Annotated in this window: 23 protein-coding genes; 14 read left to right on the top strand and 9 right to left on the bottom strand. The window is 64.6% G+C overall.

What is annotated here, in order from left to right:
- Window positions 1–14: 14 nt before the first annotated feature.
- The 6 genes from FXB38_RS37880 to FXB38_RS37855 all read left to right on the top strand — a co-directional run bounded on the left by FXB38_RS37880 (window position 15) and on the right by FXB38_RS37855 (window position 5,959).
- Window positions 15–503, top strand: a complete 489-nt coding sequence (locus FXB38_RS37880; RefSeq protein WP_148756052.1) for a c-type cytochrome, methanol metabolism-related — start codon at window positions 15–17, stop codon at window positions 501–503.
- A 61-nt stretch (window positions 504–564) separates the two neighbouring features.
- Window positions 565–1,674, top strand: coding sequence for an S-(hydroxymethyl)glutathione dehydrogenase/class III alcohol dehydrogenase (locus tag FXB38_RS37875; protein ID WP_148756028.1), 1,110 nt, complete (start codon window positions 565–567; stop codon window positions 1,672–1,674).
- 33 nt (window positions 1,675–1,707) lie between these two features.
- Entirely contained in the window at window positions 1,708–2,268 is a 561-nt protein-coding gene (gene gfa, locus FXB38_RS37870) for an S-(hydroxymethyl)glutathione synthase (RefSeq protein ID WP_148756027.1), read from the top strand.
- Between the two features lie 611 nt (window positions 2,269–2,879).
- Window positions 2,880–3,332 (top strand): (2Fe-2S)-binding protein, encoded by a 453-nt coding sequence (locus tag FXB38_RS37865; RefSeq protein ID WP_148756026.1) that lies wholly within the window; start codon window positions 2,880–2,882, stop codon window positions 3,330–3,332.
- Window position 3,333: 1 nt separating this feature from the next.
- Window positions 3,334–5,646 (top strand): xanthine dehydrogenase family protein molybdopterin-binding subunit, encoded by a 2,313-nt coding sequence (locus tag FXB38_RS37860; RefSeq protein WP_148756025.1) that lies wholly within the window; start codon window positions 3,334–3,336, stop codon window positions 5,644–5,646.
- Window positions 5,647–5,698: 52 nt separating this feature from the next.
- Window positions 5,699–5,959, top strand: a complete 261-nt coding sequence (locus FXB38_RS37855) for a hypothetical protein (RefSeq protein WP_148756024.1) — start codon at window positions 5,699–5,701, stop codon at window positions 5,957–5,959.
- Between the two features lie 89 nt (window positions 5,960–6,048).
- Here the strand turns inward: FXB38_RS37855 and FXB38_RS37850 are convergent, their stop codons facing one another.
- From FXB38_RS37850 to FXB38_RS37835, 4 genes are all read right to left on the bottom strand, one after another.
- Window positions 6,049–7,773: a methanol/ethanol family PQQ-dependent dehydrogenase gene (locus FXB38_RS37850; RefSeq protein ID WP_148756023.1), complete on the bottom strand. Its 1,725-nt coding sequence runs from the start codon at window positions 7,771–7,773 to the stop codon at window positions 6,049–6,051.
- Window positions 7,774–7,913: 140 nt separating this feature from the next.
- The gene (locus FXB38_RS37845) at window positions 7,914–8,567 is read right to left on the bottom strand and encodes a QcrA and Rieske domain-containing protein (protein ID WP_148756022.1); all 654 of its coding nucleotides are present in this window, start codon (window positions 8,565–8,567) and stop codon (window positions 7,914–7,916) included.
- 228 nt (window positions 8,568–8,795) lie between these two features.
- Entirely contained in the window at window positions 8,796–9,260 is a 465-nt protein-coding gene (locus tag FXB38_RS37840; protein WP_148756021.1) for a group III truncated hemoglobin, read from the bottom strand.
- Window positions 9,261–9,396: 136 nt separating this feature from the next.
- Entirely contained in the window at window positions 9,397–10,248 is an 852-nt protein-coding gene (locus FXB38_RS37835) for a 3-hydroxybutyryl-CoA dehydrogenase (RefSeq protein ID WP_148756020.1), read from the bottom strand.
- Between the two features lie 895 nt (window positions 10,249–11,143).
- On the opposite strand from FXB38_RS37835, the gene FXB38_RS37825 reads away from it, so the two are divergent.
- On the top strand, window positions 11,144–11,842 hold the full coding sequence (locus tag FXB38_RS37825; protein ID WP_148756019.1) for an ABC transporter permease: 699 nt from the start codon (window positions 11,144–11,146) through the stop codon (window positions 11,840–11,842).
- On the opposite strand, the gene FXB38_RS37820 is transcribed toward FXB38_RS37825, so the two are convergent.
- Window positions 11,816–12,625, bottom strand: coding sequence for an ABC transporter substrate-binding protein (locus tag FXB38_RS37820; protein ID WP_148756018.1), 810 nt, complete (start codon window positions 12,623–12,625; stop codon window positions 11,816–11,818). The genes FXB38_RS37825 and FXB38_RS37820 overlap by 27 nt on opposite strands.
- Before the next feature lie 228 nt (window positions 12,626–12,853).
- Between FXB38_RS37820 and FXB38_RS37815 the strand changes: the two genes are divergently transcribed.
- A complete protein-coding gene (locus tag FXB38_RS37815; RefSeq protein ID WP_187435429.1) occupies window positions 12,854–13,138 on the top strand; it encodes a hypothetical protein in 285 nt (94 codons plus the stop codon).
- A 163-nt stretch (window positions 13,139–13,301) separates the two neighbouring features.
- Complete coding sequence (locus tag FXB38_RS37810) at window positions 13,302–14,156, top strand: hypothetical protein (RefSeq protein WP_148756016.1); 855 nt, start codon at window positions 13,302–13,304, stop codon at window positions 14,154–14,156.
- A 15-nt stretch (window positions 14,157–14,171) separates the two neighbouring features.
- On the opposite strand, the gene FXB38_RS37805 is transcribed toward FXB38_RS37810, so the two are convergent.
- Window positions 14,172–15,488: an alpha/beta hydrolase gene (locus FXB38_RS37805; protein ID WP_148756015.1), complete on the bottom strand. Its 1,317-nt coding sequence runs from the start codon at window positions 15,486–15,488 to the stop codon at window positions 14,172–14,174.
- A 50-nt stretch (window positions 15,489–15,538) separates the two neighbouring features.
- Here FXB38_RS37805 and FXB38_RS43275 point away from each other — a divergent pair, with 50 nt between their 5' ends.
- Both FXB38_RS43275 and blaBJP read left to right on the top strand, forming a co-directional pair.
- Entirely contained in the window at window positions 15,539–15,685 is a 147-nt protein-coding gene (locus FXB38_RS43275) for a hypothetical protein (RefSeq protein ID WP_187435428.1), read from the top strand.
- Window positions 15,686–15,753: 68 nt separating this feature from the next.
- Complete coding sequence (gene blaBJP / locus FXB38_RS37800) at window positions 15,754–16,644, top strand: BJP family subclass B3 metallo-beta-lactamase (RefSeq protein ID WP_148756014.1); 891 nt, start codon at window positions 15,754–15,756, stop codon at window positions 16,642–16,644.
- 9 nt (window positions 16,645–16,653) lie between these two features.
- Here the strand turns inward: blaBJP and hutU are convergent, their stop codons facing one another.
- From hutU to hutI, 3 genes are read right to left on the bottom strand one after another with little or no spacing between them, the layout of a single operon-like run.
- Window positions 16,654–18,324: a urocanate hydratase gene (gene hutU, locus FXB38_RS37795; protein WP_148756013.1), complete on the bottom strand. Its 1,671-nt coding sequence runs from the start codon at window positions 18,322–18,324 to the stop codon at window positions 16,654–16,656.
- 25 nt (window positions 18,325–18,349) lie between these two features.
- On the bottom strand, window positions 18,350–19,909 hold the full coding sequence (gene hutH, locus FXB38_RS37790; protein ID WP_148756012.1) for a histidine ammonia-lyase: 1,560 nt from the start codon (window positions 19,907–19,909) through the stop codon (window positions 18,350–18,352).
- Window positions 19,906–21,120 (bottom strand): imidazolonepropionase, encoded by a 1,215-nt coding sequence (gene hutI, locus FXB38_RS37785; RefSeq protein ID WP_148756011.1) that lies wholly within the window; start codon window positions 21,118–21,120, stop codon window positions 19,906–19,908. Before hutI ends, hutH begins: the two co-directional genes overlap by 4 nt.
- Before the next feature lie 98 nt (window positions 21,121–21,218).
- Here hutI and FXB38_RS37780 point away from each other — a divergent pair, with 98 nt between their 5' ends.
- The 3 genes from FXB38_RS37780 (at window position 21,219) to FXB38_RS37770 (ending at window position 24,353) form a co-directional block, all read left to right on the top strand.
- On the top strand, window positions 21,219–22,577 hold the full coding sequence (locus tag FXB38_RS37780) for a formimidoylglutamate deiminase (RefSeq protein ID WP_148756010.1): 1,359 nt from the start codon (window positions 21,219–21,221) through the stop codon (window positions 22,575–22,577).
- Window positions 22,574–23,302, top strand: a complete 729-nt coding sequence (gene hutC, locus FXB38_RS37775; RefSeq protein WP_148756009.1) for a histidine utilization transcriptional repressor HutC — start codon at window positions 22,574–22,576, stop codon at window positions 23,300–23,302. Before FXB38_RS37780 ends, hutC begins: the two co-directional genes overlap by 4 nt.
- A gap of 106 nt (window positions 23,303–23,408) precedes the next feature.
- Window positions 23,409–24,353, top strand: a complete 945-nt coding sequence (locus FXB38_RS37770; RefSeq protein ID WP_148756008.1) for an ABC transporter substrate-binding protein — start codon at window positions 23,409–23,411, stop codon at window positions 24,351–24,353.
- The last annotated feature ends 58 nt before the right edge of the window (window positions 24,354–24,411 follow it).

The following is a 24,411-nucleotide window of genomic DNA, read 5'->3' as shown; positions in this document are numbered from 1 at the left end:
CTGTCATTGCTGCGATGATCTTCGTTGCGTCCGGAGGAATTGCTGTCGCGGACGGCTCGGGCGACCCGACCGCCGTCAAGCAGAACGAAACTGGCGAATGGCTCGATAAGGAGGGTAACCCGACCTACAAGATCAACGGCGACTCCGTCGACTGGTACACCTATTCCGGATACCGCCGCTATCACTCGGACTGCCATGTGTGTCATGGCCCGGACGGCATGGGCTCGACCTATGCGCCCGCACTGAAGGATTCGCTCAAGACGATGAACTATGCCGATTTTCTCGGCGTCGTCGCCTCGGGCCGCAAGAACATCTCCACCGCCGCAGAGAACGTGATGCCGGCCTTCGGAGATAACCCGAACGTCGCCTGCTACATGGACGATCTCTACGTCTATCTGCGCGCCCGCTCCGACGAGGCCTGGGGCCGCGCCCGTCCCGGCAAGCATGAGGACAAGAACGACGCCTATACCAAGACTGAAGACTCATGCATGGGCAAGAAGTGAACGTTTGCAGCCCGGCCGAGGCTTAAGTCTTGGCATCCTGCGAGAATTTGAGGAGTTACCGATGAAGACACGTGCCGCTGTCGCTTTTGAAGCCAAAAAACCGCTCGAGATCGTCGAAGTCGATCTGGAAGGGCCGAAGGCCGGCGAGGTCCTGGTCGAGATCAAGGCGACGGGCATCTGCCATACCGACGCCTACACGCTCGACGGTCTCGACAGCGAAGGAATCTTCCCGTCGATCCTCGGCCACGAGGGCGCCGGCATCATCCGCGAGATCGGCGTGGGCGTGACCTCGGTGAAGGCCGGCGATCACGTCATTCCGCTCTACACGCCGGAATGCCGTCAGTGCAAAAGCTGTCTGAGCCAGAAGACCAATCTCTGCACCGCGATCCGCGCGACGCAGGGCAAGGGCGTGATGCCTGACGGCACCAGCCGCTTCTCCTACAAGGGCAAGCCGATCTACCACTATATGGGCTGCTCGACCTTTTCCAACTTCACCGTACTGCCCGAGATCGCGGTGGCGAAGATCCGCGAGGACGCCCCCTTCGACAAGAGCTGCTATATCGGCTGCGGCGTCACCACCGGCGTCGGCGCCGTCGTCAACACCGCGAAGGTCGAGCCGGGCTCCAACGTCGTCGTGTTCGGCCTCGGCGGAATCGGGTTGAACGTGATCCAGGGCGCCAAGATGGCCGGCGCCGACAAGATCATCGGCGTCGACGTCAACGACTCCAAGGAGGAATGGGGCCGCCGGTTTGGCATGACCCACTTCGTCAACCCCAAGAAGATCACCGGCGACATCGTCCCGCATCTGGTGACCCTGACCGACGGCGGTGCCGACTACACCTTCGACTGCACCGGCAACACCACGGTGATGCGCCAGGCGCTGGAAGCCTGCCATCGCGGCTGGGGTACATCGATCATCATCGGCGTGGCCGAAGCCGGCAAGGAGATCGCAACCCGCCCATTCCAGCTCGTCACCGGCCGCAACTGGCGCGGCACCGCCTTCGGCGGCGCCCGCGGCCGCACCGACGTGCCGAAGATCGTCGACTGGTACATGAACGGAAAGATCCAGATCGATCCAATGATCACCCACACGCTCAAGCTCGAAGACATCAACAAGGGCTTCGACCTGATGCACGAGGGTAAATCAATTCGTTCAGTCGTCGTGTTCTAGCTCGCAAGCGTCACCCCCAAGGAGGATCGACCCATGACTGCACTCCATCCCTCGATCGACAACGGTATCAAGCAAGGCACAGGCCACTTCGCCGGCGGCACGCTCGCCTGCAAATGCAAAGACCACCAGGTCAAGGTCGGCGTGAAGGGCGACGTCGCCCACAACCACGCCTGCGGCTGCACCAAGTGCTGGAAGCCGGCGGGTGCGACCTTCTCGGTCGTGGCCGTGGTACCGCGTCAGAACGTCACCGTGCTCGAGAACGGCGACAAGCTCCAGATCGTCGATCCCTCGGCGGCGATTCAGCGTCACGCCTGCAAAGCGTGCGGCACGCATATGTTCGGCCGCATCGAGAATAAGAACCATCCGTTCTACGGGCTCGACTTTATCCATCCGGAGCTGTTCCAGGAGCAGGGCTCGCAGGCGCCGCAATTCGCCGCCTTCGTCTCCTCGGTGATCGAGTCCGGCGTCAAGCCGGAGCAGATGGCCGGCATCCGTTCGCGGCTGAAGGAAATTGGGCTCGAGCCCTATGACTGCCTGTCGCCAGCGCTGATGGATGCGATCGCGACCCACACGGCGAAGGCCAAGGCCGCCTGACAAGGCTGCCAGAACCTTGTCCGTCCCCTCGCTGGTCCCCAGAGAGGGGACGGACAGCTCTCGAATGGTTTGCGGCGAGCTTGCCGCCAGTGCACTTTGCGTATGCGAGCGCGTTCCGCTCCCTCAGTCCTGGTCTCTGAATGACTGCGCAGTGCCGCCCTCTTCCTGCTTGAAGTCAGCGTCCCTGCGATTCTCCCTCCCTCGACTGAGGCATACTGCTTCGTCCGCGCAGTCCCTCTGGCGGACGAAGCTTTTTTCACCGCGCCTCAGATTCCGTGATTGTGCGACGCGCGACCTGTTGCCGCGCCCTGCTTTTGACAAACCCCGGATGCAATCTGTTCACGTCGAGAACACCCGGCTGTGAATGCCGGTCCGGCGCGATCTCTGCTACGGTCGCGCCGTCACGATGCCGCGCGAGCTCAATCAATCAAGAACAAAACGGGAGGTATCGAGCACATCCGGACATTGCGATTCGTATTCCAGCTTCATGCCGGGATTTGCCCGCGCAAGACAACCGGCTGGAGTGCGGTTGCGACAGCGCACGGACCATTGTGCCGACAGACATCGGCCAGTCCAACATCGGCAAAGCTTATGAAGAGCGAGGGACGATCATGATCAAGGTGAAGATCAACGGCCAGGAACAGAGCTGGGACGGCGACCCGGATCTCCCGCTACTCTGGTTCCTGCGCGACGAAGCCGGGCTGACCGGCACCAAATTCGGATGTGGCCAGGCCCTGTGCGGCGCCTGCACCGTCATCATCGACAAGGAGGCGGTCCGCTCCTGCATCACCTCGATCAACGACGTGGCGGGGCGCGAAGTCACCACGATCGAGGGGCTGCATCCGGATGGCGATCATCCCGTCCAGAAGGCCTGGCGCGAGGTCAATGTTCCCCAATGCGGCTTCTGCCAGGCCGGCCAGATCATGCAGGCGGCTGCGCTGCTGATGGAGAACCCCAAGCCGTCGCATGACCAGATCCGCGAGGCGATGTCCGGCAACATCTGCCGCTGCGGCTGCTACCAGCGCATCGAGAACGCCGTCCACCTCGCATCAACGGGAGTGTGACATGAATTTCATCGACAATCCGCGGAAGCTTCGTGGCTTCGAAAAGAATCTGAAGGTCGAGAAGATTTCGCGCCGCAGCATCCTGAAGGGGCTCGGCGTCACCGGCGGCTTCGTGCTCGCCGCACCCGTGATGACGCGCCGGGCCTTCGCCTATGAAACCGGCGCCGGCAAGATGCCGCATGGCGTCGTGGTCGATCCGCGCGTGTTCGTCGCGGTCGCGCCTGATGGCACCGTCACCATCCTCGCCCACCGCGCCGAGATGGGCACCGGCGTGCGTACCAGCCTGCCGCTGATCGTGGCCGAGGAGATGGAGGCCGACTGGTCCAAGGTCAAGGTGCAGCAGGCCCATGGTGACGAGGGCAAGTTCGGCAACCAGGACACCGACGGCTCGCGCAGCACGCGGCATTATCTCATCCCGATGCGCCAGATCGGCGCCTCCGCCCGTACCATGCTGGAGCAGGCCGCGGCAAAGCGCTGGGGCGTGCCGGCGACGGAAGTGAAGGCAGTCAATCACGAGGTCGTCCACAGCGCCAGCGGCCGCAAGCTCGGCTTCGGCGAGCTCGCAGCCGACGCCGCCAAGGAATCGGTGCCGAGCATCGAAGGCCTCAAGCTGAAAGACCCCAAGGACTTCCGCTATCTCGGCAAAGGCCAGGTCAGCATCGTCGATCTCCACGACATCACCACCGGCAAGGCGGGTTACGGCGCGGACGTGCGCCTGCCGGGCATGAAGTATGCTGTGATCGCGCGGCCGCCAGTGACCGGCGGCAAGCTGGTCTCGTTCGACCCGGCTGAAGCGATGAAAATCTCCGGCGTCGAGAAGGTGATGCAGGTTCGCGGCTGGCCGTGGCCGTCGAAATTCCAGCCGCTCGGCGGCGTCGCGGTGATCGCGCGCAACACCGGCGCTGCGATCAAGGGCCGCGACGCGCTGAAGCTCGTCTGGGACGACGGCGCCAACGGCAAATACGACTCGGTTGCCTATCGCAAGGAGCTCGAGGAGGCCTCGCGCAAGCCGGGCCTCGTCGTGCGCCAGGAGGGCGACGCGGACGCCGCGCTGAAGGCGGCGGACAAGGTCGTGATCGGCGAATATTACCTGCCGCATCTCGCCCATGTCAGCATGGAGCCGCCGGTCGCGGTCGCCGACGTCAAGGGCGACAAGGCGGAGATCTGGGCGCCGGTGCAGAGCCCCGGCGGCACGCGCGAGGACGTCGCCAAGACGCTCGGCATCCCCGAGGGCAATGTCACCGTTAATGTCACGCTGCTCGGCGGCGGTTTCGGCCGCAAGTCGAAATGCGACTTTGCGCTCGAGGCGGCGCTGCTGTCGAAGGAGCTCGGCACGCCGGTCAAGGTGCAGTGGACGCGCGAGGACGACCTCCACCACGACTTCCTGCACACCGTCTCGGTGGAGCGGATCGAGGCGGGGCTGGACAAGGACGGCAAGGTGATCGCCTGGCGCCACCGCAGCGTGGCGCCGACCATCGCCTCGACCTTCGCTGCCGGTGCCAAGCATGCGGCGTCCTTCGAGCTCGGCATGGGCCTCGTCGACATGCCGTTCGAGATCGCCAATATCAGTTGCGAGAACCCGGAGGCAGCCGCATTCACCCGCATCGGCTGGTTCCGCTCGGTCTCGAACATCCCGCGCGCCTTCGCGGTGCAGTCGATGGTCGGCGAGATCGCAAATGCGACCGGACGCGACCAGAAGGAGACGCTGCTCGCACTGATCGGCACACCACGCATCGTCAAGCCCGCCGTCAAGGACATGTGGAACTACGGCGAGCCCTATGACAGCTACCCGATCGACACCGCGCGCCTGCGCAAGGTGGTCGAGCTGGTCGCCGAGAAGGGTGAATGGGGCCGACAGGTCCCGAAGGGCCACGGCCTCGGCATCGCCGTGCACCGCAGCTTCGTCAGCTACATTGCGACCATTGTCGAAGTCGCTGTCGACGACAAGGGCAAGCTGACGGTGCCGCGGGTCGATACCGCGATCGACTGCGGCACCTATGTCAACCCGGAGCGCATCGCCTCGCAGATCGAAGGCGCCGCGATCATGGGCCTGAGTCTCGCCAAATATGGCGCGGTCACTTTCAAGGACGGCAAGGTGGAGCAGAAGAACTTTGACGACTTCCAGGTCATCAGGATGGACGAATCTCCCGTGGTGACCAATGTCTACATCGTCCCGCCCGGACCCGACACGCCGCCGAGCGGCGTCGGCGAGCCCGGCGTGCCGCCGTTCGCCCCTGCACTGATGAACGCGATCTTCGCCGCGACCGGAAAGCGCATCCGCGCATTGCCGATCGGCAAGCAATTGGAGGCTTGACGGAACAGACGCGGCCTCACGCCGTTTCCATCGATCTGACTGGAGCAGATCGATGACAGACATTCCAAGGGCGCTCGCAGTCTCGCTGCTGTCGAGCGCCTTTCTTTTGACGAATGCAGCCGCGTTCGCCCAGAGCACCGCCACGCCGCCGAGCACGGCGACGCGCCCCACCGCGCCGGAGCAAAACTCGCTTCCCAACGCCAGCGCGCCGCCCGCCTCGACCACCCAGACAACGGGGCAAAGCAGCGCCGATCCGAAGGTTCAGGAGATGAACCAGAAGGAGAAGGACAAGGTGGATCGCCAGGGGAAGTAGCGACGTTCACACACGCAAAATGCGGCGGACGTTGCCGTCCGCCGCATTTGCCCCCACTCGCTCCGCCGTCTTCGATCCGCCTGCGGAGCTTATTTCTTCAGTGCGAACACCCAGATCACGCCGCCTTGCGGCACGTTGGACTCGATGCCGATATTGTTGGTCGCGAGCGCGTCCTGGATGCGCTGCGCGTCCACGCCCCAGCCCGACTGGATCGCGATGTATTGCGTGCCGTCGATCTCATAGGACATCGGCATGCCCATGATGCCGGAGTTGGTCTTCTGCTCCCACAACTGCTCGCCGGTCTTGGCGTTGAAGGCGCGGAAGTTGCGGTCGTTGGTGCCGCCGGCGAAGACGAGATCGCCCGCGGTTGCCGTGACCGAACCGAACATCTGCGATTTCGGGAAGTTGTGCTGCCACACCTTCTTGCCGGTCGCGGGATCCCAGGCCTGGATCTCGCCGAAATGATCGGCGCCCGGCTTGGTCTTCAGGCCGATATCCTCCGGCTTGGTGCCGAGCCAGAGCTCCCCTGGCTTGAGCGCGATCTTCTCGCCGGTGAAGCCGCCGCAGAAATTCTCGTTGGCGGGAACATAGACGAGGCCGGTCTTCTGGCTGTAGGCCGCCGACGGCCAGTCCTTGCCGCCCCACAGTGACGGACAGAACTCGACGCGCTTGCCGACCACCGGCTTGTGCGCGGGATCGAGGATCGGCTTGCCGTTCTCGTCGATGCCCTTCCAGACGTCGGTCGAGACGAACGGCCAGCCGGCAACGTAGTTGATCTTGGTCGGTGTGCGCTCGAGCACCCAGAAGATTGCGTCGCGGCCCGGATGAACCAGGCTCTTGATGCTGCGGCCGTCACGCTGCAGGTCGATCAGCATCGGCGCATCGACCTCGTCCCAGTCCCAGGAATCGTTCTGGTGGTACTGGTGATAGGTCTTGATCTTGCCGTTGCCGGGATCGAGCGCAAGCACCGACGAGGTGTAGAGATTGTCGCCGGGATGCATCTCGCCGGGCCACGGCGCGGCGTTGCCGACGCCCCAATAGACCGTCTTGGTCTCCTTGTCGTAGGTCCCGGTCATCCAGGCCGAGCCGCCGCCATTCTTCCAGTCGTCGCCCTGCCATGTGTCGTGGCCGGGCTCGCCTTCGCCGGGAATGGTGAAGGTCCGCCACAGCTCCTTGCCGTCCTTGGCGTCGAAGGCGGCGACATAGCCGCGCACGCCGAACTCGCCGCCGGAGCCGCCGACGATGACCTTGCCATCGACGACCAGCGGCATCAGGGTCATGTATTGACCCTTCTTGTAATCCTGCACCTTGGTGTCCCACACCACCTTGCCGGTCTTGGCATCGAGCGCGACGACGTGGTCGTCGGTGGTGGCGAGATAGAGCTTGTCCTCCCACAGGCCAACGCCGCGGCTGGTCGGATGCAGCTGGAACAGATCGTCCGGGAGCTGCCGCTTGTAGCGCCAGTATTCATCGCCGGTTTTCGCGTTCAGCGCGATCACCTGCCCCATCGGCGTTGCCACGAACATCACGCCATTGTTGACGATCGGCGGCGCCTCATGGCCTTCGACCACGCCGGTGGCAAACGTCCAGACCGGCGTGAGATCCCTAACGTTGGAGGTGTTGATCTGGTCGAGCGGGCTATAGCCCTGCCCGTCATAGGTGCGCCGATAGAGCATCCAGTTGCCTGGCTCCGGATTCTCCAGGCGTTGCTGGGTGACGGGCGCGTAACTCTCGATCGGTCCGGCGATTGCAGCGGTCGAGACAAGGCACGTGAAGGCGACGAAGCCGGACAGCAGTATTTGCTTCCTGGTCATGGACGTTTTCTTCGACGTTTTCATGGACGTTCCCCTTTTTCATCCGTTTGAATTCTTGTTTTGAATTCTTGTCGTTCGTCCCGACGTCCGCCCCTCGGCGGATGCGGCCTCTTGTGACGCGGGCACGACCCGCACGTCCATCATCCCGGCTGCGCGCCACCTACCTTTCCGATGAATCCACCCGCGACGCTGAGCGAACCGTCAGCGAGCGCAAGCGGCAGCGCGGCGAGCCGCCGCGGCGCCGGCCCGAACACCACCTGCGCGCTGGCGCGGGGATCGTATTCGGAGTTGTGGCACATGCATTTGAACACCTCCTTGTCGCCGACATCGCTCTTGACCCAGGCGGTGACGGGACAGCCGGCGTGGGAGCAGATCGCCGAATAGGCGATGATGCCGTCGACGGCACGCGCGCGCGTTTGCTCGTCGAGCTCGGCAGCATCGAGCCGGATGATCAGGATCTCGTTGAGCCGCGAGGCATTGCGCACCACCGATGTCTTGGGATCCTGCGGCCAGGCATGCACCGGCGGGCCGCCAGCCGTCAGATCAGCCGGTTTGATGAGCTTTCCTTCGTGATCGCCTTCGGAGAACACGAGCATGTCGCCCTTCTGCGGACGTTCGTCCGATCCGGGCGGATCTTCGCCCGCACGCGCTGGCGCGGAACAGCCGAGACAGGCGGTGGTGGCGAGTGCACCGAGCAGCAATGTTCGCCGCGTTTGCTCCGCGCTCACATCGGCTTCGGGTTCCGCAGTGCTGCCGGGGGATGATAAAGTGATATTGAATGATGCGCGCGACATGCACGGTAGCAGGCGCTGGAACTCTGCCGAAATGAAGGCGAAGAATTGGCGCCGCAATGCATCAATATGGCTTTGCTCGCTTTGATTGAACGCGATTGAACGCATTCAAACGGGTTTTTGCCATTTCAACGTCATGCCGCGCGATCGGCATGATCATTTTGCAGATCAGACTGATCATGTTGGAATTGGTGCAACGCGCTTTTAACAGCGCAACGCAACCAGTCGTGTTCAGGACCTGAGCACGTGACGCGGCGACGCGATGCGGCCGGCGATGGTGGCCGACGCCATTTCAAAACTGTCGGCGATGCGACGCGCCTTGTCGATGAACAGCGCAGCCGCCGGCGGCGGGCAGACTTCGCGCGCGGTTTGTTCGAACAAATCGAGCCAGCGGTCGAAATGATCGCCGACCAGGCTCAGCGGCATATGCGCCCGCATCGGCGAGCCATGGTAGCGGCCGCTCATCAGCACCACCGACGACCAGAACCCCTTGAGCTTCTCGAGATGCTCGTCCCAATTCTGCACGATTGCGAACACCGGTCCGAGCAGCGTGTCCTCGCGGACGCGGCCGTAGAAACGGGTGACGAGTTCCCCGATCATCTCCTCGGTGATCCCGGTGCGCTCGATCGCATTCAGGGTCAGCAGGTTCCGCCATTCGGCCGCAGCTTCCCGCTCGGCCTTCAGTCGATCCGACATGTCCTTTGTTTTCCGTTTTTTGTTGTTCCCGCGAGCCGCCCGTTCGACATTGTCGGGCCAATTGCACGCGGCGTCTTTGTCGCAGCGCAAATTGCGGGAGTGAGCGACGGGCGCTAAGCCCGCCGCCCGCGCCAAATCAGGCGCCGTAAGTGTAAAAGCCCTGCCCGGTCTTGCGGCCGAGATGGCCGGCATCGACCATTTCCTTGAGTAAGGGGGCCGGACGGTATTTAGGGTCGTTGAAGCCCTTATAAAAGACCTCCATCACTGACAGCATGGTGTCGAGCCCGACCAGATCGGCCAGTGCCAGCGGCCCGATCGGGTGGTTGCAGCCGAGCTTCATGCCGGCGTCGATTTCCTCCGCCGTTGCGATGCCCTCCTGGAGCGCGAAGATTGCCTCGTTGATCATCGGGCACAGGATGCGGTTGACCGCGAAGCCAGGGCTGTTCTTGGCCGTGATCGCCACCTTGCCGACGCGCTGGGCGAAATCAAGCGCCTGAGCGTGGGTGTCGTCCGAGGTCTGCAAGCCGCGGATCAGCTCCAGCAGCGCCATCACCGGAACCGGGTTGAAGAAGTGCATGCCAATGAAGCGGTCGGGGCGATCGGTGGCGGCGGCAAGCTTGGTGATCGAGATCGACGAGGTGTTGGTCGCAAGCAGCGTGCGCGGCGACAGCGCGGCGCAGAGGTCCTTCAGGATCTTGACCTTGAGCTCCTCGTTCTCGGTCGCGGCCTCGATGACGAGATCGCAATCGGAGAGTTTTGCGCGATCGGTCGTGCCGGTGATACGCTTGAGCGTCGCCTCGCGATCGGCCGCCGACATTTTCTCCTTCTTGACCAGGCGCTCGAGGCTGCCGCCGACGGTCGAAATGCCGCGGTTCACTGCCGCATCGGAGATGTCGACCATCACGACCGAAAGCCCGGCCGCGGCGCAGATCTGGGCGATGCCGTTGCCCATGGTGCCTGCTCCGATGATGCCAACGGTATTGATCATAGCCTGACGTCCTTCTCGTTGAGCGAGCCCGCAATCGACTACGGCGTGCCCGGTTTGACCCGAATTTCGATCCGCGGCCGCCAAAGTGCTGCGCCGCATCCAGGCTCTTCCTTAAAGCATCCGTGGCGAGAATAAAGTCGCCTTTCCGCTCGCGAAGGGCATGATTTCGCGGTCTCGCGACCGTTTTGGCCCGAGTTTTGCGGCTCGTTTTCGCCCCCGGGATTGCCGAGGGCGCAGGGAAGGCCGGGCGCCGGCTGGCACCCGCGGTCCGCTGTGCGCGGGTAGCGCAGTGGAGAACTGCACAGCGGCGTACAGGGCAGCCGAGACATCCCGACCTTCCCTGCGCGAGTGGTTTGACGGCTTATGCCGTGCCCTCCCCGGAGCCGAATTCCTTTGGCCTCCGTCGCCTTGCGAAAAGATGGCGACGAGGAGCCGGTTGGCCCGCTGCCGCCTTCCGCAAGGCTTGACTGTAGCGACGACAGTCAGGACCACACGGTTTTGCCGTACGCAGCACGCGCCGTTCGTCACACGCGGCCGGAGCTCACGAGGTTCGGCTCAATCCTCCGCTCGCCCTGCTCCCGACCCCTGCGTGCCGACGCGCGCCCGCGTCCACCGCAACTCACCCACGTACCGGACGACTCGCGATCCGTCCCTCGTGCCGGGTAAGCTGGAACGATACATACGCCAATTCCGAATTTCGGTAAAGCGGTATATTTTCGTGATACTGGCTTGACAATCGGGAGCTCGCTGTTGGCAGAGTGTTTTGCCCGTCGGAGGAGACCTTGTATTCTCTAACTTGTCGGCACGAACGGCAGGGACCAAGTGTGAAGCAACTTCGCAGCCACGACATCGACCATTCCAGGACATTCGGCCCTGCACCGGGGCATCAGGCCGGATGAACGACTTCGCACGATCCGTCGTTGCTGCCTTCACGCTGATTGGCGAAGCCGATCCCGAGCTGGTCGGCATTGTCGCCCTCTCGGTGCGCGTCAGCCTGACGGCCAGCATCGTCGCACTGCTGATCGGCGCGCCGTTCGGGGCCTTTCTTGCGATCACCCGCTTCCGCGGGCGGCAGGTCGTCATCGTGCTGACCAATGCGCTGCTTGGCCTGCCGCCGGTCGTGGTCGGACTGGCGCTCTATCTTCTGCTGTCGCGATCCGGTCCGCTCGGCGCCGCCGGCCTGCTGTTCACGCCGGCGGCCATGGTGATCGCACAGACGCTGCTGGCGACCCCGATCGTGGTCGCGCTGGTGCACCGGCCGGCGAGCCTGCTGTGGGCGGAATATGGCGACCTTGCGCGGATCGACGGACTATCGACGCTGCGCAGCATCGGCCTGCTGTTCGCACTCGGCCGGACCTCGCTGCTGACAGCCTTTCTCGCGGCGTTCGGACGCGCCATCGCCGAAGTGGGCGCCATCATCATTGTTGGCGGCAACATTCGTGGCTTTACCCGCACGATGACCACCGCGATCGCGCTGGAGACCAGCAAGGGCGACCTGCCGCTGGCACTCGGGCTCGGGCTGATCCTGCTCGCGCTCAGCGTGGCGGTCTCGACACTCGCCTTCCTGCTAGTGGGACGCATTGGGGAAAAATAGCTGCTCGCCGCCGACCTTGTAGCCGGCGATCGCGTCCTGCCCCTTGGGCGAGATTAGCCAGTCGATGAAGGCTTGCCCGTCCATCGCCTTCACGTTCGGATGCTTTTCCGGATTGACCAGCATGACGCCGTACTGATTGAACAGCCGCTTGTCGCCCTCGGTCAGGATCGCAAGCTCGCCGCGGTTCTTGAACGACAGCCAGGTGCCGCGGTCCGACAGAAGGTAGGCGCTCGACGACGACGCCATGTTGAGTGCCGGGCCCATGCCCTGGCCGATCTCGCGGTACCAGCTGTCCTTGCCGATCGCGACATCGACGCCGGCCTCCTTCCACAATCTCAGCTCGGCCGCATGCGTGCCGGACTTGTCGCCGCGCGAAATGAACGGCGCCTTTGACGCCGCGATTTTACGCAGGGCCTCAGCGACGTCCTTTCCACCAGCAATTCTTGCGGGATCGCTCTTCGGGCCGACGATGATGAAATCGTTGTACATGACGTCAAAACGCTTCACGCCCTGCCCCTCGGACATGAACTTGTCTTCGGCCGGCCTGTCATGGACGAACACCACATCGGCATCGCCGCGCCGGCCGATGTCCAGCGCCTGGCCGGTGCCGACGGCCACGACCTTGACCTCGATGCCTTCGGCCGTCGAGAACAGCGGCAGCAAATAGCCGAACAGCCCCGACTGCTCCGTCGATGTCGTCGAGGCCACGGTAATGCTGCGGTCTTGCGCCAGTGCACATGTCGACCAGACCAGAACCGCTGCGATGGCGGCAAGCTTTTTCATTGCGTCGTCCTTACGCCCATGGACTTTCAAATTAGTCGGGAAGGATGACGTAGGAAAGCTCGACGTTCGGCGTCGTCGGCAGATCGAGCAGATCGCGCGCCGGACCGGTTCGCGAAGGGAACGCCCTCACGCCTGCCTCACGGCCGCTAAACCTCGCGTGAGTTGCCGCACGATCATGTGGCAACGCGGAATATTGTCCGTTTCGCCCGATCCATTCGATAGAACGGTTTGGAGCGTCCCATGACAAAGACAAGCATCATCGCCGCCTTGCGGATCATTTTGTCGCTTGCGATCGCCGGCCCGGCGCAGGCCTGGCCGGAACAGTCATCAAGCATCGACTGCGCATGGCGCGGCGAACAGGCGGAATGCGAAGCGCTCACCATGGCGCTGGTGCACAAGCACGCCCTCGCACATCCACACATCCGCAAGACCGAGCGCGCGGCCATCCCGCTTGCGCCAACGCACCAGCCCGATCGCAACCAAGATCCACTCGCATCGATGCATTTCGAATGAACGCCGCGGCGCGCGAGACTGTGCAGATGTTCTGCAATTGGTCCCGCCTAGATTGACAGGGGTGTGACGGCCGGGGCAGTTTTTCACATTGCTGGCGAATCAGCGATTGCCTACGGCCTGAGTATCTCTTGGACAACTCCCAGTGCTTTCGAGACTGATATCGTTGCTGAGCCGCATTCCTGCGGTGAAATGGGCGTTCAACCGGCTACGGCCTCTGCCGCACAGCGGCAGTCTCGAGGTGGCGCGTAGCGCTGCGGATGAAGAGTCGGTCATCGAGGAAGAAGCTTCGATCTCTTCGGTTGGTGTTGCGAGCGGGACGGTCGACGCGCCCGAAGTCATCAGCAGTGATCCGCCTGCGGAACACTCGACGGATGTTGAACCCGACGTCGTCGAAGAGGTCCCGGTCTCGACTGTCGAAGTCGAAGCCATCGGGGCGCCTGAGCCCCTTATCATCAGCGAGGCATCTGCGGAACTTCCGGCCAATGTCGAGCCGGGCCTTGAGGAGCTGGTCTTCATCGCGCCTGTCGCGACGGAGACGGTTTCGGTCGAGCCCTCCGAGCTCGTCACGGAAGACGAACCCGCATCCGTAGCTTCCGTGGAGCCCGAACCGGTTGCCGTCGATGAGACGCCCGTCGCAGCCGTTGTCGCAGAGGAGACGATCGCCGCTGCGCCGAAGACTCGTGCAAAGGTCGTGGAACCCCCCGATCGCGCCGCGCTGATCCGGCAACGCTGGGCCGAGACCGGGGTCAGGATGTGGAATCCGCGGCTTCACGGCACCGGCGATGCCACGCTGAACATCCAGGGCCGCATCGGACTGCTGCCGCCCGAGCCCGGCGAGACGATGCCGCGCTACGACAAGCTCGAATTCAGGATGCTCGGCGGCCAGATCGTCTGCGAAGGCGTGATCGTCGAGGCACCCGTGCATGCCGGCCAGCGCAGCTTCACCCGGCTCGCCGAGCCGCGTGGCGCCGATCGCACCCGCGAGGCGGTGCGGGAACGTCAGGCCGCCCTCGCCTGATCCTTCTGCGATGACTCAAGGGATCGGATAGCCCTTCCAGACCCACTCCAGCGCCGAAGGCAGCGTTTGCGCGATCGTCGGACGATCGACGTGCTTGGCATTGCGCACGAACAGGAACTGGTAGTGGTAACCCTTCGCCGCCAGCACCTTCGCCATCACGGCGTTCGACAAGGTCCAGTCGTGCATGCCGTCGGGAATGGTTGGGTTGGGATAGAACAGGTCCTGGTCGCCGCCGAAATACCAGAAGCGGATCGGCTTGGTCGGCGCGGCGACGATCAGCGGCACGCCAGGCGGTTCGGCCGGCGTCAGCACGCCCGCCTTCGAGATCAGGTTCGGGCCCGCCGGTCCCGCCCACGTGCTGTGATATTCCCAGGCGCCGCCACGCAGTGACGGATCATGCGGCCATTGTTGGTTGACCATGGTCGGTGAGAACGCCAGCACGCGATGATAGAGATCGGGATAGAACCAGGCCATGGTGAAGGCTGCCACGCCGCTCGAGCTCAGCCCCATGGTGGCGCGTCCTTCGGGGTTCCTGGTGAGCTCGACGCCGGCGTTCTGCTCGACGAGCGGCAGCACCTCGCGCTCGACGAACTGCGCGTAGGCCCCCGACACCGCGTCATATTCACGGCCGCGCTGACTGCCCTGCGCATCCTGCCCGCCATTGCCGATCTGGATCGCGATCATCGGCGGCACGCGGCGCTGCGCGATCAGATTGTCGAGTGTGGCCGGGAGATCCTTGTAGGCGGCAGAGCCGCCGTCGCCGATCACAATGAAGGGCGCCTCGGTACCGGGTACGTATTGCGCCGGCACATAGACGTCGATCGTGCGCGACCAGATGCCGGGATGGCTGGTGTTGACGATCATGTTCGACTTGTCGTCCGGCGCGGTCACGGTCGTCATGATCGAGGAATTGGTGCAGCCGGCAACGTCGTCGCGGATCAGGCCGGGATTGTAGATCGTGCTGTCCTTCGACGAGAGCGTGAATGATTTTGTCGTGCCGCGCGGCACGCCCTCCTTCGCGATGGTCTCGGGCGCGGGATTGTGGGTGGGGCCAATGATGAAATTGCCTTCCGCACCCGGTGGCGGCAGCGTGCCGTCGGGCAGCTCGGTCGCACGCGGATAGTTGGGATTGGAGGGATCGCGCGTCGGCGGCGTGGTCTTGAAATCGAGGCCGGTGGTGTCGATGAAGAACGGCGCCGCCTTGTCGGTGGTGTTGGCGCCCGGCGGCACGGCCATGTTCTGGGTCACGCAGGCCGGCTGCGCGAAGGCTGTCGAAGCCAAGCAGACGAGGGACATCAGCGCCCCCGTGACGACGGACAATGATTTGGTCATTTCAGCTCCCGGTGCTGACGAGTCCTTGCTGGCCCGTCTTGACGCAAAGTATGGCGGTCGGCCCGCATGCGGTCAAACGCGATCGGCGCAGTGCAGCAATCGCCGCCATGCTCAAACAGGACAGCGACCGTTATTCCGCGCATGACGCGGAATTTTTCGAGCATCAGGCCGTTGCTGCCCCATCGCGCAGCATTTAGCGTGGGCCTGGTCGATCCGCGGGCGTCACCTGCGGTCGCAACGACAACAACAATCGGGAGGACAATCCATGAGAAAGCTCGCGGCCGCGCTGTGCGCGCTGGCATTCTTCGCACCTGCTGCGCAGGCCCAGACCATCAAGGACTTCCTGGCGGTGGTCATGGTGAAGTGGACGGCGCCGTTCGAGCCATTCCAGCTCATCGACAACATCTATTATGTCGGCACCGACGGCATCGCCGTCTATGTCATCAAGACGTCGCAGGGCCTGATCCTGATTGACACCGCGATGCCGCAGTCGACCGGCATGATCAAGGACCACATCGCCAAGCTCGGCTTCAAGGTCGCCGACATCAAATACATCCTCAACAGCCACGCCCATCTCGATCACACCGGCGGCTTTGCCGAGATCAAGACGGACAGCGGCGCGCAGCTTGTCGCGGGCGAACGCGACAAGCCGCTGCTCGAAGGCGGCTACTATCCGGGCGACGAGAAGAACGCGGACCTCGGCTTTGCCCCGGTGAAGGTCGATCGCACGGTGAAGGAAGGCGACAAGGTTACGCTCGGCGACACCACGCTGACGGCGCATGAGACACCCGGCCATTCGCCGGGCTGCACCAGCTGGGAGATGACGGTGAAGGACGGCGACCAGGACCGCCAGGTGCTGTTCTTCTGCAGCGGCACCGTGGCGCTGAACCGGCTGGTCGGCCAGCCGACCTATCCCGGCATCGTCGACGACTACCGCGCGACCTTCGCCAAGGCCAAGGCGATGAAGGTCGACGTGCTGCTCGGGCCGCATCCCGAGGTCTACGGCATGCAGGACAAGCGCGCGCAGCAGATCAAGAGCGCCACGCCAAATCCGTTCGTGAAGCCCGGCGAGCTCGCGACCTACGCCACAGGCCTGTCGGAGGATTTCGACAAGCAGCTCGCCAAGCAGACGGCCGCGCTTCAACTGGCGAAGTGAAGGCCGCCGCTACTTCGTCAGGCTCGGCAGCTCTAGCCCCTTGTCACGGGCGCAGTCGATCGCGATGTCGTACCCCGCATCCGCATGGCGCATGACGCCGCTGGCCGGATCGTTCCAGAGCACGCGTTCGATGCGCGTGGCGGCCTCCGGCGTGCCGTCGGCGACGATCACCATCCCGGCGTGCTGCGAATAGCCGATGCCGACGCCGCCGCCGTGATGCAGCGAGACCCAGGTCGCACCGCTGGCGCAATTCAATAATGCGTTGAGCAAGGGCCAGTCGGACACGGCATCCGACCCGTCCTTCATGGCCTCGGTCTCGCGGTTCGGGCTTGCCACCGAGCCGCTGTCGAGATGATCGCGGCCGATCACGATCGGCGCCTTCAACTCGCCGCGCGCGACCATCTCGTTGAAGGCAAGGCCGAGGCGATGGCGATCACCAAGACCGACCCAGCAGATCCGCGCCGGCAGGCCCTGGAACTTGATGCGCTCCCTGGCCATATCGAGCCAATTGTGCAGATGCTGGTCGTCGGGCATCAGCTCCTTGACCTTGGCATCGGTCCTGAAGATGTCCTCGGGATCACCCGAGAGCGCGGCCCAGCGGAATGGCCCTACGCCGCGGCAGAACAGAGGCCGGATGTAGGCGGGCACGAAGCCGGGGAAATCAAAGGCGTTCTTCAGGCCCATATCCTGCGCCATCTGGCGGATATTGTTGCCATAGTCGAGCGTCGGGATTCCCTGCGCGTGGAAATCCAGCATGGCCTGGACGTGCTCGACCATCGATGTCTTCGACGCACGCTCCACCGACTTCGGATCAGACGCCCGCTTGGCTTCCCAATCGGCCAGCGTCCAGCCCTTCGGCAAATAGCCGTTGATCGGATCATGCGCACTGGTCTGGTCGGTGACGATGTCGGGCTTGACGCCGCGGCGCACCAGCTCGGGGAAAATCTCCGCGGCATTGCCGAGCAGACCGACCGAGACCACCTTCTTGGTCTTGGCAGACTCCGCCATGATCGCCAACGCCTCGTCGAGCGTCGCGGCCTGTCGATCGAGATAGCCGGTGCGCAGGCGCATCTCGATGCGGCTCGGCTGGCATTCGACCGCAAGCATCGAAGCGCCGGCCATGGTCGCCGCCAGCGGCTGCGCGCCGCCCATGCCGCCGAGACCGGCGGTGAGAATCCATTTGCCGGCAAGACTGCCGCCATAATGGCGGCGGCCGACCTCGACGAAGGTCTCGTAGGTGCCCTGCACGATGCCCTGGCTGCCGATATAGATCCAGGAACCCGCCGTCATCTGGCCGTACATCATCAGACCCTTGCGATCGAGCTCGTTGAAATGATCCAGCGTCGCCCAGTGCGGCACGAGGTTCGAATTCGCGATCAGCACGCGCGGCGCATCCGGGTGCGTGCGGAAAACACCGACCGGCTTACCGGACTGGATCAGCAGGGTCTGGTCGCCTTCGAGCTCGCGCAGCGACGCGACGATCCGGTCAAAGCTCTCCCAGTCGCGCGCGGCGCGGCCGATGCCGCCATAGACGACGAGCTCGCTCGGGCGCTCCGCGACATCAGGATCGAGATTGTTCATCAGCATACGGAGCGGTGCTTCCGTCTGCCAGCTCTTGGCGCTGATGTCGCTGCCGCGGGGGGCGCGGATGATGCGGTCATTGTCCAGTCGGCGGTTCATGAAGACCTCTTCAGACGAGTCTTGTTCAGTCAAGTTGTGGGAACGGATCGATTGGAAGCGCCGTGAGCGCCGCGGCCGGCAGTGCGTCGGCTTCGATCAGCGCAGCGGCTTCGGCGAGATCGCCGGCCATGTAGCGGTCGGCGCCGAGCGCGGGCACTTGCTCACGCAATGCCGCGATGACGGCGACGAGCGGCGCACTGGTCGCATGCGGCGCGCGCAGCGTGATGCCTTGCGCTGCGACCAGAAGCTCGATGCCTAAAATCGCGGCGAGATTGTCGGCCATGTCGGAGAGCCGCCGCGCGGCATGGGCGGCCATCGAGACGTGGTCTTCCTGGTTGGCGCTGGTCGGCGTCGAGTCGATCGAGCAGGCCGCCGCACGCTGCTTGTTCTCGGCGTAGAGTGCGGCGGCCGTCACCTCGGCGATCATGAAGCCGGAATTGATTCCGGGATCGGGGGTGAGGAACGGCGGCAGGCCAAAATTGAGCGCGGGGTCAACCAGCGTCGCGATGCGCCGCTCGCTGATCGCGCCGATTTCCGACAGCGCCAGCGCGATCGTATCGGCGGCAAAGGCCACCGGCTCCGCGTGGAAATTGCCGCCGGAGACGATCTCGCCGGTCTCGACCAGCACCAGCGGATTGTCGGTGACAGCGTTGGCCTCGGTGATCAGCGTGCGCGCGGCCTGCGTGATCAGGTCGAGCGCGGCGCCCGCGACCTGCGGCTGGCAGCGCAGGCAATAGGGATCCTGCACGCGCTCGTCGCCCTCGAGATGGGACAGGCGGATATCGCTGCCGTCGAGCAGCGCAGTCAGGGTCGCAGCCGCGGCGATCTGCCCGGGATGACCGCGGAGCGCCTGGATCTCAGGACGGAACGGCGCCGTCGAGGCCATCGCCGCATCGACCGACAGCGCGCCGGTGACAAGGGCGGCGCGCAGCAGGCCAAATGCGCGCAGCACGCCGGCAATGGCATAGGCAGTCGAGAACTGCGTGCCGTTAATCAGCGCGAGACCCTCCTTGGGGCCGAGCGTCAACGGCGCAAGGCCGGCCGCGGCGAGCGCCTCACTGCCCGGCACCGCCTTGCCGTCGACGATCGCCTGCCCGTCGCCGATCATCACCGCCGTCATGTGGGCAAGCGGCGCGAGATCGCCGGAGGCGCCGACCGAGCCCTGCTGTGGCACCAGCGGATACACGCCCCGCGCCAGCATGGCCTGGAGCTGCTCGATGACCTCGCGGCGTACGCCGGAGGCACCGCGCCCGAGCGAGACGATTTTCAGCGCTATCATCAACCGCACGATCGGCTCCGGCGTCGCCGGGCCGACACCGCAGCAATGCGAGACGATGAGGTTGCGCTGAAGCAGCGCGGTCTGGTCCGGCGGAATCCGCTTCGACGCCAGCTTCCCGAAGCCGGTGTTGATCCCATAGACGGGAGCAGCGGCCTGCGCGGCCTTCGCAACGATCTCCGCGGCCGCCTCGACGCGCGGCCAGAACGCGGCATCGAGTATCACGGGCGCACCTGCCAGCACGCGCGCGAGGTCGTGGAGGCTCACCGTTCCCGGCTTGACGACGATCGCTGCGCGCGGCTCCATCATTGGCCCCTCCACACCCGGCGGTGCAACGGATTGAAGCCGATGCGGTAGACGAGCTCGGCGGGACGCTCGATGTCCCAGATCGCGAGGTCGCACCATTTGCCGGCCTCAAGCGTGCCGGTCTCATCGAGCACGCCGAGTGCCCGCGCGCCTTCACGGGTAACACCGACGAGACATTCGGCCACCGTCATCCGGAACAGCGTCGCACCCATGTTCATGGCGAGCAGCAGCGAGGTCAGCGGCGAGCTGCCGGGATTGCAGTCGGTCGCGAGCGCCATGGGGACGCCGTACCTGCGAAAGGCCTCGACCGGCGGCTTTTGCGTCTCGCGGATGAAGTAGAAGGCGCCGGGCAGCAGCACGGCCACCGTTCCGGCCTTCGCCATCGCCGCAGCGCCGGCCTCGTCGGTATGCTCCAGATGATCGGCGGAGAGCGCGGAGAATTTTGCAGCGAGCGCAGCGCCGCCGAGGTTCGAGAGCTGATCGGCATGGAGCTTGACCGGCAGCCCAAGCGCCCTCGCCGCCTCGAACACACGTGCCGTGTGCTCCGCCGAGAACGCGATGCCTTCCATGAAGGCATCAACGGCATCGGCAAGGCCCGCCTTTGCGACAGCCGGCAGCATCTCGTTGCAGACGAAATCGATATAGCGATCCTTGTCGCCGTCGGCCTCCACCGGCAGCGCGTGCGCGCCGAGGAAGGAGGTGCGGATCGAGACTCTCCGTTGACGGCCGAGGCTGCGGGCGGCCGCGAGCTGGCGCATCTCGGTCTCGGTGTCGAGCCCATAGCCGGACTTGATCTCGACCGTGGTGGCACCCTCGCCGATCAGCGCATCGAGACGCGGCAGCGCGCTCGCGACCAGCTCGGCTTCGCTCGCCTTGCGCGTCGCGGCCACCGTCGCGACGATGCCGCCGCCGGCACGCGCAATCTCCTCGTAGCTCGCGCCCTTCAGGCGCAGCTCGAACTCGTGCGCGCGGTTGCCGCCATAGACGAGATGGGTGTGGCAGTCGACGAGGCCCGGCGTGATCCAGCGCCCTTCGCAATCGATCCGCTGGACGGCGTCCGCATCCGCTGGGAAATCCGCAGCTGCACCGGCATAGGCGACGTGGCCGTCGCGTATGGCGATCAGGCCATGCTCGATCTCGCCGAGATCGGGACGGTCGGCCCGCATCGTAGCGAGCCGGGCGTTGTGCCAGATCCGGTCGAAGCGCTCTGCCATGCCACTGTCCCTTCGCGAAGTCCCTGCGCCCTGGGATGCTTGACTTATATGTCTAGACATATAATCGTAAGCCGGTTCTGTCCAGCCGGCGTGTCATCATGTCCCGACTGCATTTCGCCTCCGCGCTCCTGCCCTCGGGCTGGGCCAATGACGTGCAGGTGGTCATCACCGCCGGCGCGATCGCGGAGGTGACGCCGGGCGTCGCGCCGGCCGCGGGCGACGAGGGCCACGCCATCGCGCTTCCGGGACTTGCGAGCCTGCACAGCCACGCTTTCCAGCGAGGCATGGCGGGACTTGCCGAGCTGCGCGGCGATAGCACCGATACATTCTGGACCTGGCGCGAGACGATGTATCGCTTTGCGCTAGCGATGACGCCGGACGATGTTGCCGCTGTCGCGACACTGCTTTATGTCGAGATGCTGGAGCAGGGTTTTACCCGCGTCGGCGAGTTCCATTATTTGCATCACGATCGCGACGGCTCGCCCTACGCCGATCCCGCCGAGATGGCCGCGCGCATTGCAGGGGCTGCTGAAGCCTCAAGCATCGGCCTGACGCTGCTGCCGAGTTTTTATGCGCACGGCTCCTTCGGCGGCGCCGCGCCTCACGATGGTCAACGCCGCTTCATCTGCTCGGTCGATCAGTTCGCCACACTGATGGCTGCCTCGCGCAAGGCCATTGCGGCATTGCCGGGCGCCAATATCGGGATCGCGCCGCACAGTCTGCGCGCGGTGACGCCGGACGAGCTCGCGGCGATCATTCCACTCGCCGAAGGCGGGCCGGTACACATTCATGCCGCTGAGCAGGTGAAGGAAGTCGAGGACTGCTTGGCCTGGTCGGGACGACGCCCGGTGCAATGGCTCCTTGAGCATGCCCCGGTCGATCAACGCTGGTGCCTCATTCATGCGACCCACATGACGGATGTAGAAGTCAGCGCATTCGCGAAGACCGGCGCGGTGGCAGGTCTCTGCCCTGTCACCGAGGCGAGCCTCGGCGACGGCATTTTTCCGGCACGCGAATTTCTTGACGCTGGCGGCGCGTTTGGTGTCGGCACCGATTCCAACGTGCTCGTCGGCGTCGCCGACGAGCTGCGCCAGCTTGAATATGGCCAGCGGCTCAAGCATCGCGCGCGCAACGTGCTGTCCGGTGGCGTCGGCCGTTCGACGGGGCGCACGCTGTTCGACGATGCCCTTGCGGGCGGGGCCCGGGCGCTGGCGCAGCCGGCTGCGGGCCTCGCGCCGGGCGCGCGTGCCGATATCGTCACGCTCGATGCCGCGCATCCGTCGCTGGGGGGACGCGCGCGCGACGCCGTGATCGACGGCTGGATCTTTGCGGCAGGCCACGGCGCGATCGATTGCGTCTGGGCCGGCGGCAACAAGATCGTTGAAAGCGGGCAGCACAAATTGCGCCGGTCCGCGCGCGAACGCTTCAATGCATCAATGCGGAGGCTCGTCGCATGAGCCTCGCGACTGATGCTGCCGACAAGCCGACGCTCTACAAGCGGATCCGCGCCGATATCGAAAAGCGTATCCTGACCGGCGAATGGCCGCCGGGCCATCGCATTCCCTTCGAGCACGAGCTGGTCGCACGTTACGGCTGCTCGCGCATGACGGTGAACAAGGCGCTGTCGGAGCTGGCGCAGGCCGACCTGATCGAGCGGCGCCGCCGTGCCGGCTCTTTCGTGCGGCGGCCGCAGCACCAGTCGGCGGTGCTCAAGATTGCCGACATCCGCGCCGAGATCACCGCACTCGGGCGCGGTTACGGCTACGAGTTGATCAGCCGCAAGCTGCGCGCCGCGACCGCTGCCGACCGCGAGCGTCTTGGCGTCAAGAAAGCCGGCAAGGTGGTCTCGATCGCCTGCCGTCACAGCGCCGACAATGTGCCCTTTGCGGTCGAGGACCGGCTGATCGATCTCGCCTCTGTGCCGAATGCTGCAACGGCGGATTTCTCGCGCGAGCCGCCGGGCTCGTGGCTGCTTCATCATGTCCCGTGGACAGAGGCCGAGCATACGATCAGCGCCATTGTCGCGGATGATCGCACCGCGGAGGCGCTCGACATCGCCGTCGGCGCGCCCTGCCTGGTGATCGACCGCTATACCTGGCGTAGCGCGCGCACCATCACCGCGGTGCGCCTGCTCTATCCCGGTGACTCTCACCGCCTTGTCGCCCGATTCAAGGGAGGTTGAGAGAACGATGTCGGCACAAATCGTGCAACGCTTCGGGCAACGGTCCCCACAGACCGACAGAGATCAACAGGACGTCAATCCATCGATCGGCAAGAGGACGACAATCATGCGTAGTTCGAAAGTATTTGCGACAATCATTGCGCTTACGGCCGCCACTCCCGTGCTCGCCGACGACGTCAAGGTCGGTGTCGGCATCTCCGGATGGACCGGCTTCGCGCCGCTGACGCTGGCGAAGGAAGCCGGCATCTTCAAGAAGAACGGCCTCGACGTCACCATCAAGAAGATCCCGCAGAAGGACCGCCACCTCGCGATTGCCTCCGGCGACGTGCAGTGCGCGGCGACCACGGTCGAGACCTGGATCTCCTGGAACGCCAACGGCGTCGCGACCAAGCAGATCTTCCAGCTCGACAAGAGCTTTGGCGCCGACGGCATGGCCGTGCGCAACGACGTCACGTCGATCAAGGAGCTGAAGGGCAAGACGGTTGCGGCTTCAGCGCCCGGCACCTCGCCCTATTTCGCGCTGGCCTGGATGCTGAAGAAGAACGGCCTCACGGTGAAGGACGTCACCGTCGTGAACCTCGAGCCGGCCGCGGCCGCGCAGGCCTTCGTCTCCGGCCAGAACGACGCCGCGATGACCTACGAGCCGTATCTGTCGACCGTGCGCGCCGCACCCGACAAGGGCAAGATCATCGCGACCACGCTGGACTACCCGATCGTGATGGACACGTTCGGCTGCACGCCGAAATTCCTTACCGAGAACCCGAAGGCAGCGCAGGCGCTGGCCGACAGTTATTTCGAATCGCTCGAGATGATCGCCAAGGACCAGGCCAAGGCCTATGAGATCATGGGCGCCGACGTGAAGCAGACCGGCGAGGCGTTCGGCAACTCGGCAAAGTACCTGCGTTGGCAGGACAAGGCCGCGAACCAGAAGTTCTTCGCGGGCGACTTCCTCGCCTTCAACAAGGATGCCGCCGAGCTTCTGCTCGAGATCGGCATCATCAAGGCCGCACCGAAGGTCGAAGACCTCTACGACGCGAGCTTCATCAAGTAAGCTTCAACGAGCTGCCGGTCCCGCCGCGAGGCGGGACCGGAGCCTGATCGACCATTCG

Origin of the sequence: Bradyrhizobium cytisi (assembly GCF_008123515.1) — a bacterium.
Classification (GTDB): Bacteria; Pseudomonadota; Alphaproteobacteria; order Rhizobiales; family Xanthobacteraceae; genus Bradyrhizobium; species Bradyrhizobium cytisi.
Note: the sequence above shows the minus strand (reverse complement) of the source record. Positions and strands in the feature narration are given on the sequence as shown.

Coding starts and splice junctions, on each gene's coding strand:
- FXB38_RS37880 (WP_148756052.1), top strand. CDS start 15: ATGATCTTCGTTGCGTCCGGAGGAATTGCTGTCGCGGACGGCTCGGGC.
- FXB38_RS37875 (WP_148756028.1), top strand. CDS start 565: ATGAAGACACGTGCCGCTGTCGCTTTTGAAGCCAAAAAACCGCTCGAG.
- gfa (WP_148756027.1), top strand. CDS start 1,708: ATGACTGCACTCCATCCCTCGATCGACAACGGTATCAAGCAAGGCACA.
- FXB38_RS37865 (WP_148756026.1), top strand. CDS start 2,880: ATGATCAAGGTGAAGATCAACGGCCAGGAACAGAGCTGGGACGGCGAC.
- FXB38_RS37860 (WP_148756025.1), top strand. CDS start 3,334: ATGAATTTCATCGACAATCCGCGGAAGCTTCGTGGCTTCGAAAAGAAT.
- FXB38_RS37855 (WP_148756024.1), top strand. CDS start 5,699: ATGACAGACATTCCAAGGGCGCTCGCAGTCTCGCTGCTGTCGAGCGCC.
- FXB38_RS37850 (WP_148756023.1), bottom strand. CDS start 7,773: ATGACCAGGAAGCAAATACTGCTGTCCGGCTTCGTCGCCTTCACGTGC.
- FXB38_RS37845 (WP_148756022.1), bottom strand. CDS start 8,567: ATGTCGCGCGCATCATTCAATATCACTTTATCATCCCCCGGCAGCACT.
- FXB38_RS37840 (WP_148756021.1), bottom strand. CDS start 9,260: ATGTCGGATCGACTGAAGGCCGAGCGGGAAGCTGCGGCCGAATGGCGG.
- FXB38_RS37835 (WP_148756020.1), bottom strand. CDS start 10,248: ATGATCAATACCGTTGGCATCATCGGAGCAGGCACCATGGGCAACGGC.
- FXB38_RS37825 (WP_148756019.1), top strand. CDS start 11,144: ATGAACGACTTCGCACGATCCGTCGTTGCTGCCTTCACGCTGATTGGC.
- FXB38_RS37820 (WP_148756018.1), bottom strand. CDS start 12,625: ATGAAAAAGCTTGCCGCCATCGCAGCGGTTCTGGTCTGGTCGACATGT.
- FXB38_RS37805 (WP_148756015.1), bottom strand. CDS start 15,488: ATGACCAAATCATTGTCCGTCGTCACGGGGGCGCTGATGTCCCTCGTC.
- FXB38_RS43275 (WP_187435428.1), top strand. CDS start 15,539: ATGGCGGTCGGCCCGCATGCGGTCAAACGCGATCGGCGCAGTGCAGCA.
- blaBJP (WP_148756014.1), top strand. CDS start 15,754: ATGAGAAAGCTCGCGGCCGCGCTGTGCGCGCTGGCATTCTTCGCACCT.
- hutU (WP_148756013.1), bottom strand. CDS start 18,324: ATGAACCGCCGACTGGACAATGACCGCATCATCCGCGCCCCCCGCGGC.
- hutH (WP_148756012.1), bottom strand. CDS start 19,909: ATGATGGAGCCGCGCGCAGCGATCGTCGTCAAGCCGGGAACGGTGAGC.
- hutI (WP_148756011.1), bottom strand. CDS start 21,120: ATGGCAGAGCGCTTCGACCGGATCTGGCACAACGCCCGGCTCGCTACG.
- FXB38_RS37780 (WP_148756010.1), top strand. CDS start 21,219: ATGTCCCGACTGCATTTCGCCTCCGCGCTCCTGCCCTCGGGCTGGGCC.
- hutC (WP_148756009.1), top strand. CDS start 22,574: ATGAGCCTCGCGACTGATGCTGCCGACAAGCCGACGCTCTACAAGCGG.
- FXB38_RS37770 (WP_148756008.1), top strand. CDS start 23,409: ATGCGTAGTTCGAAAGTATTTGCGACAATCATTGCGCTTACGGCCGCC.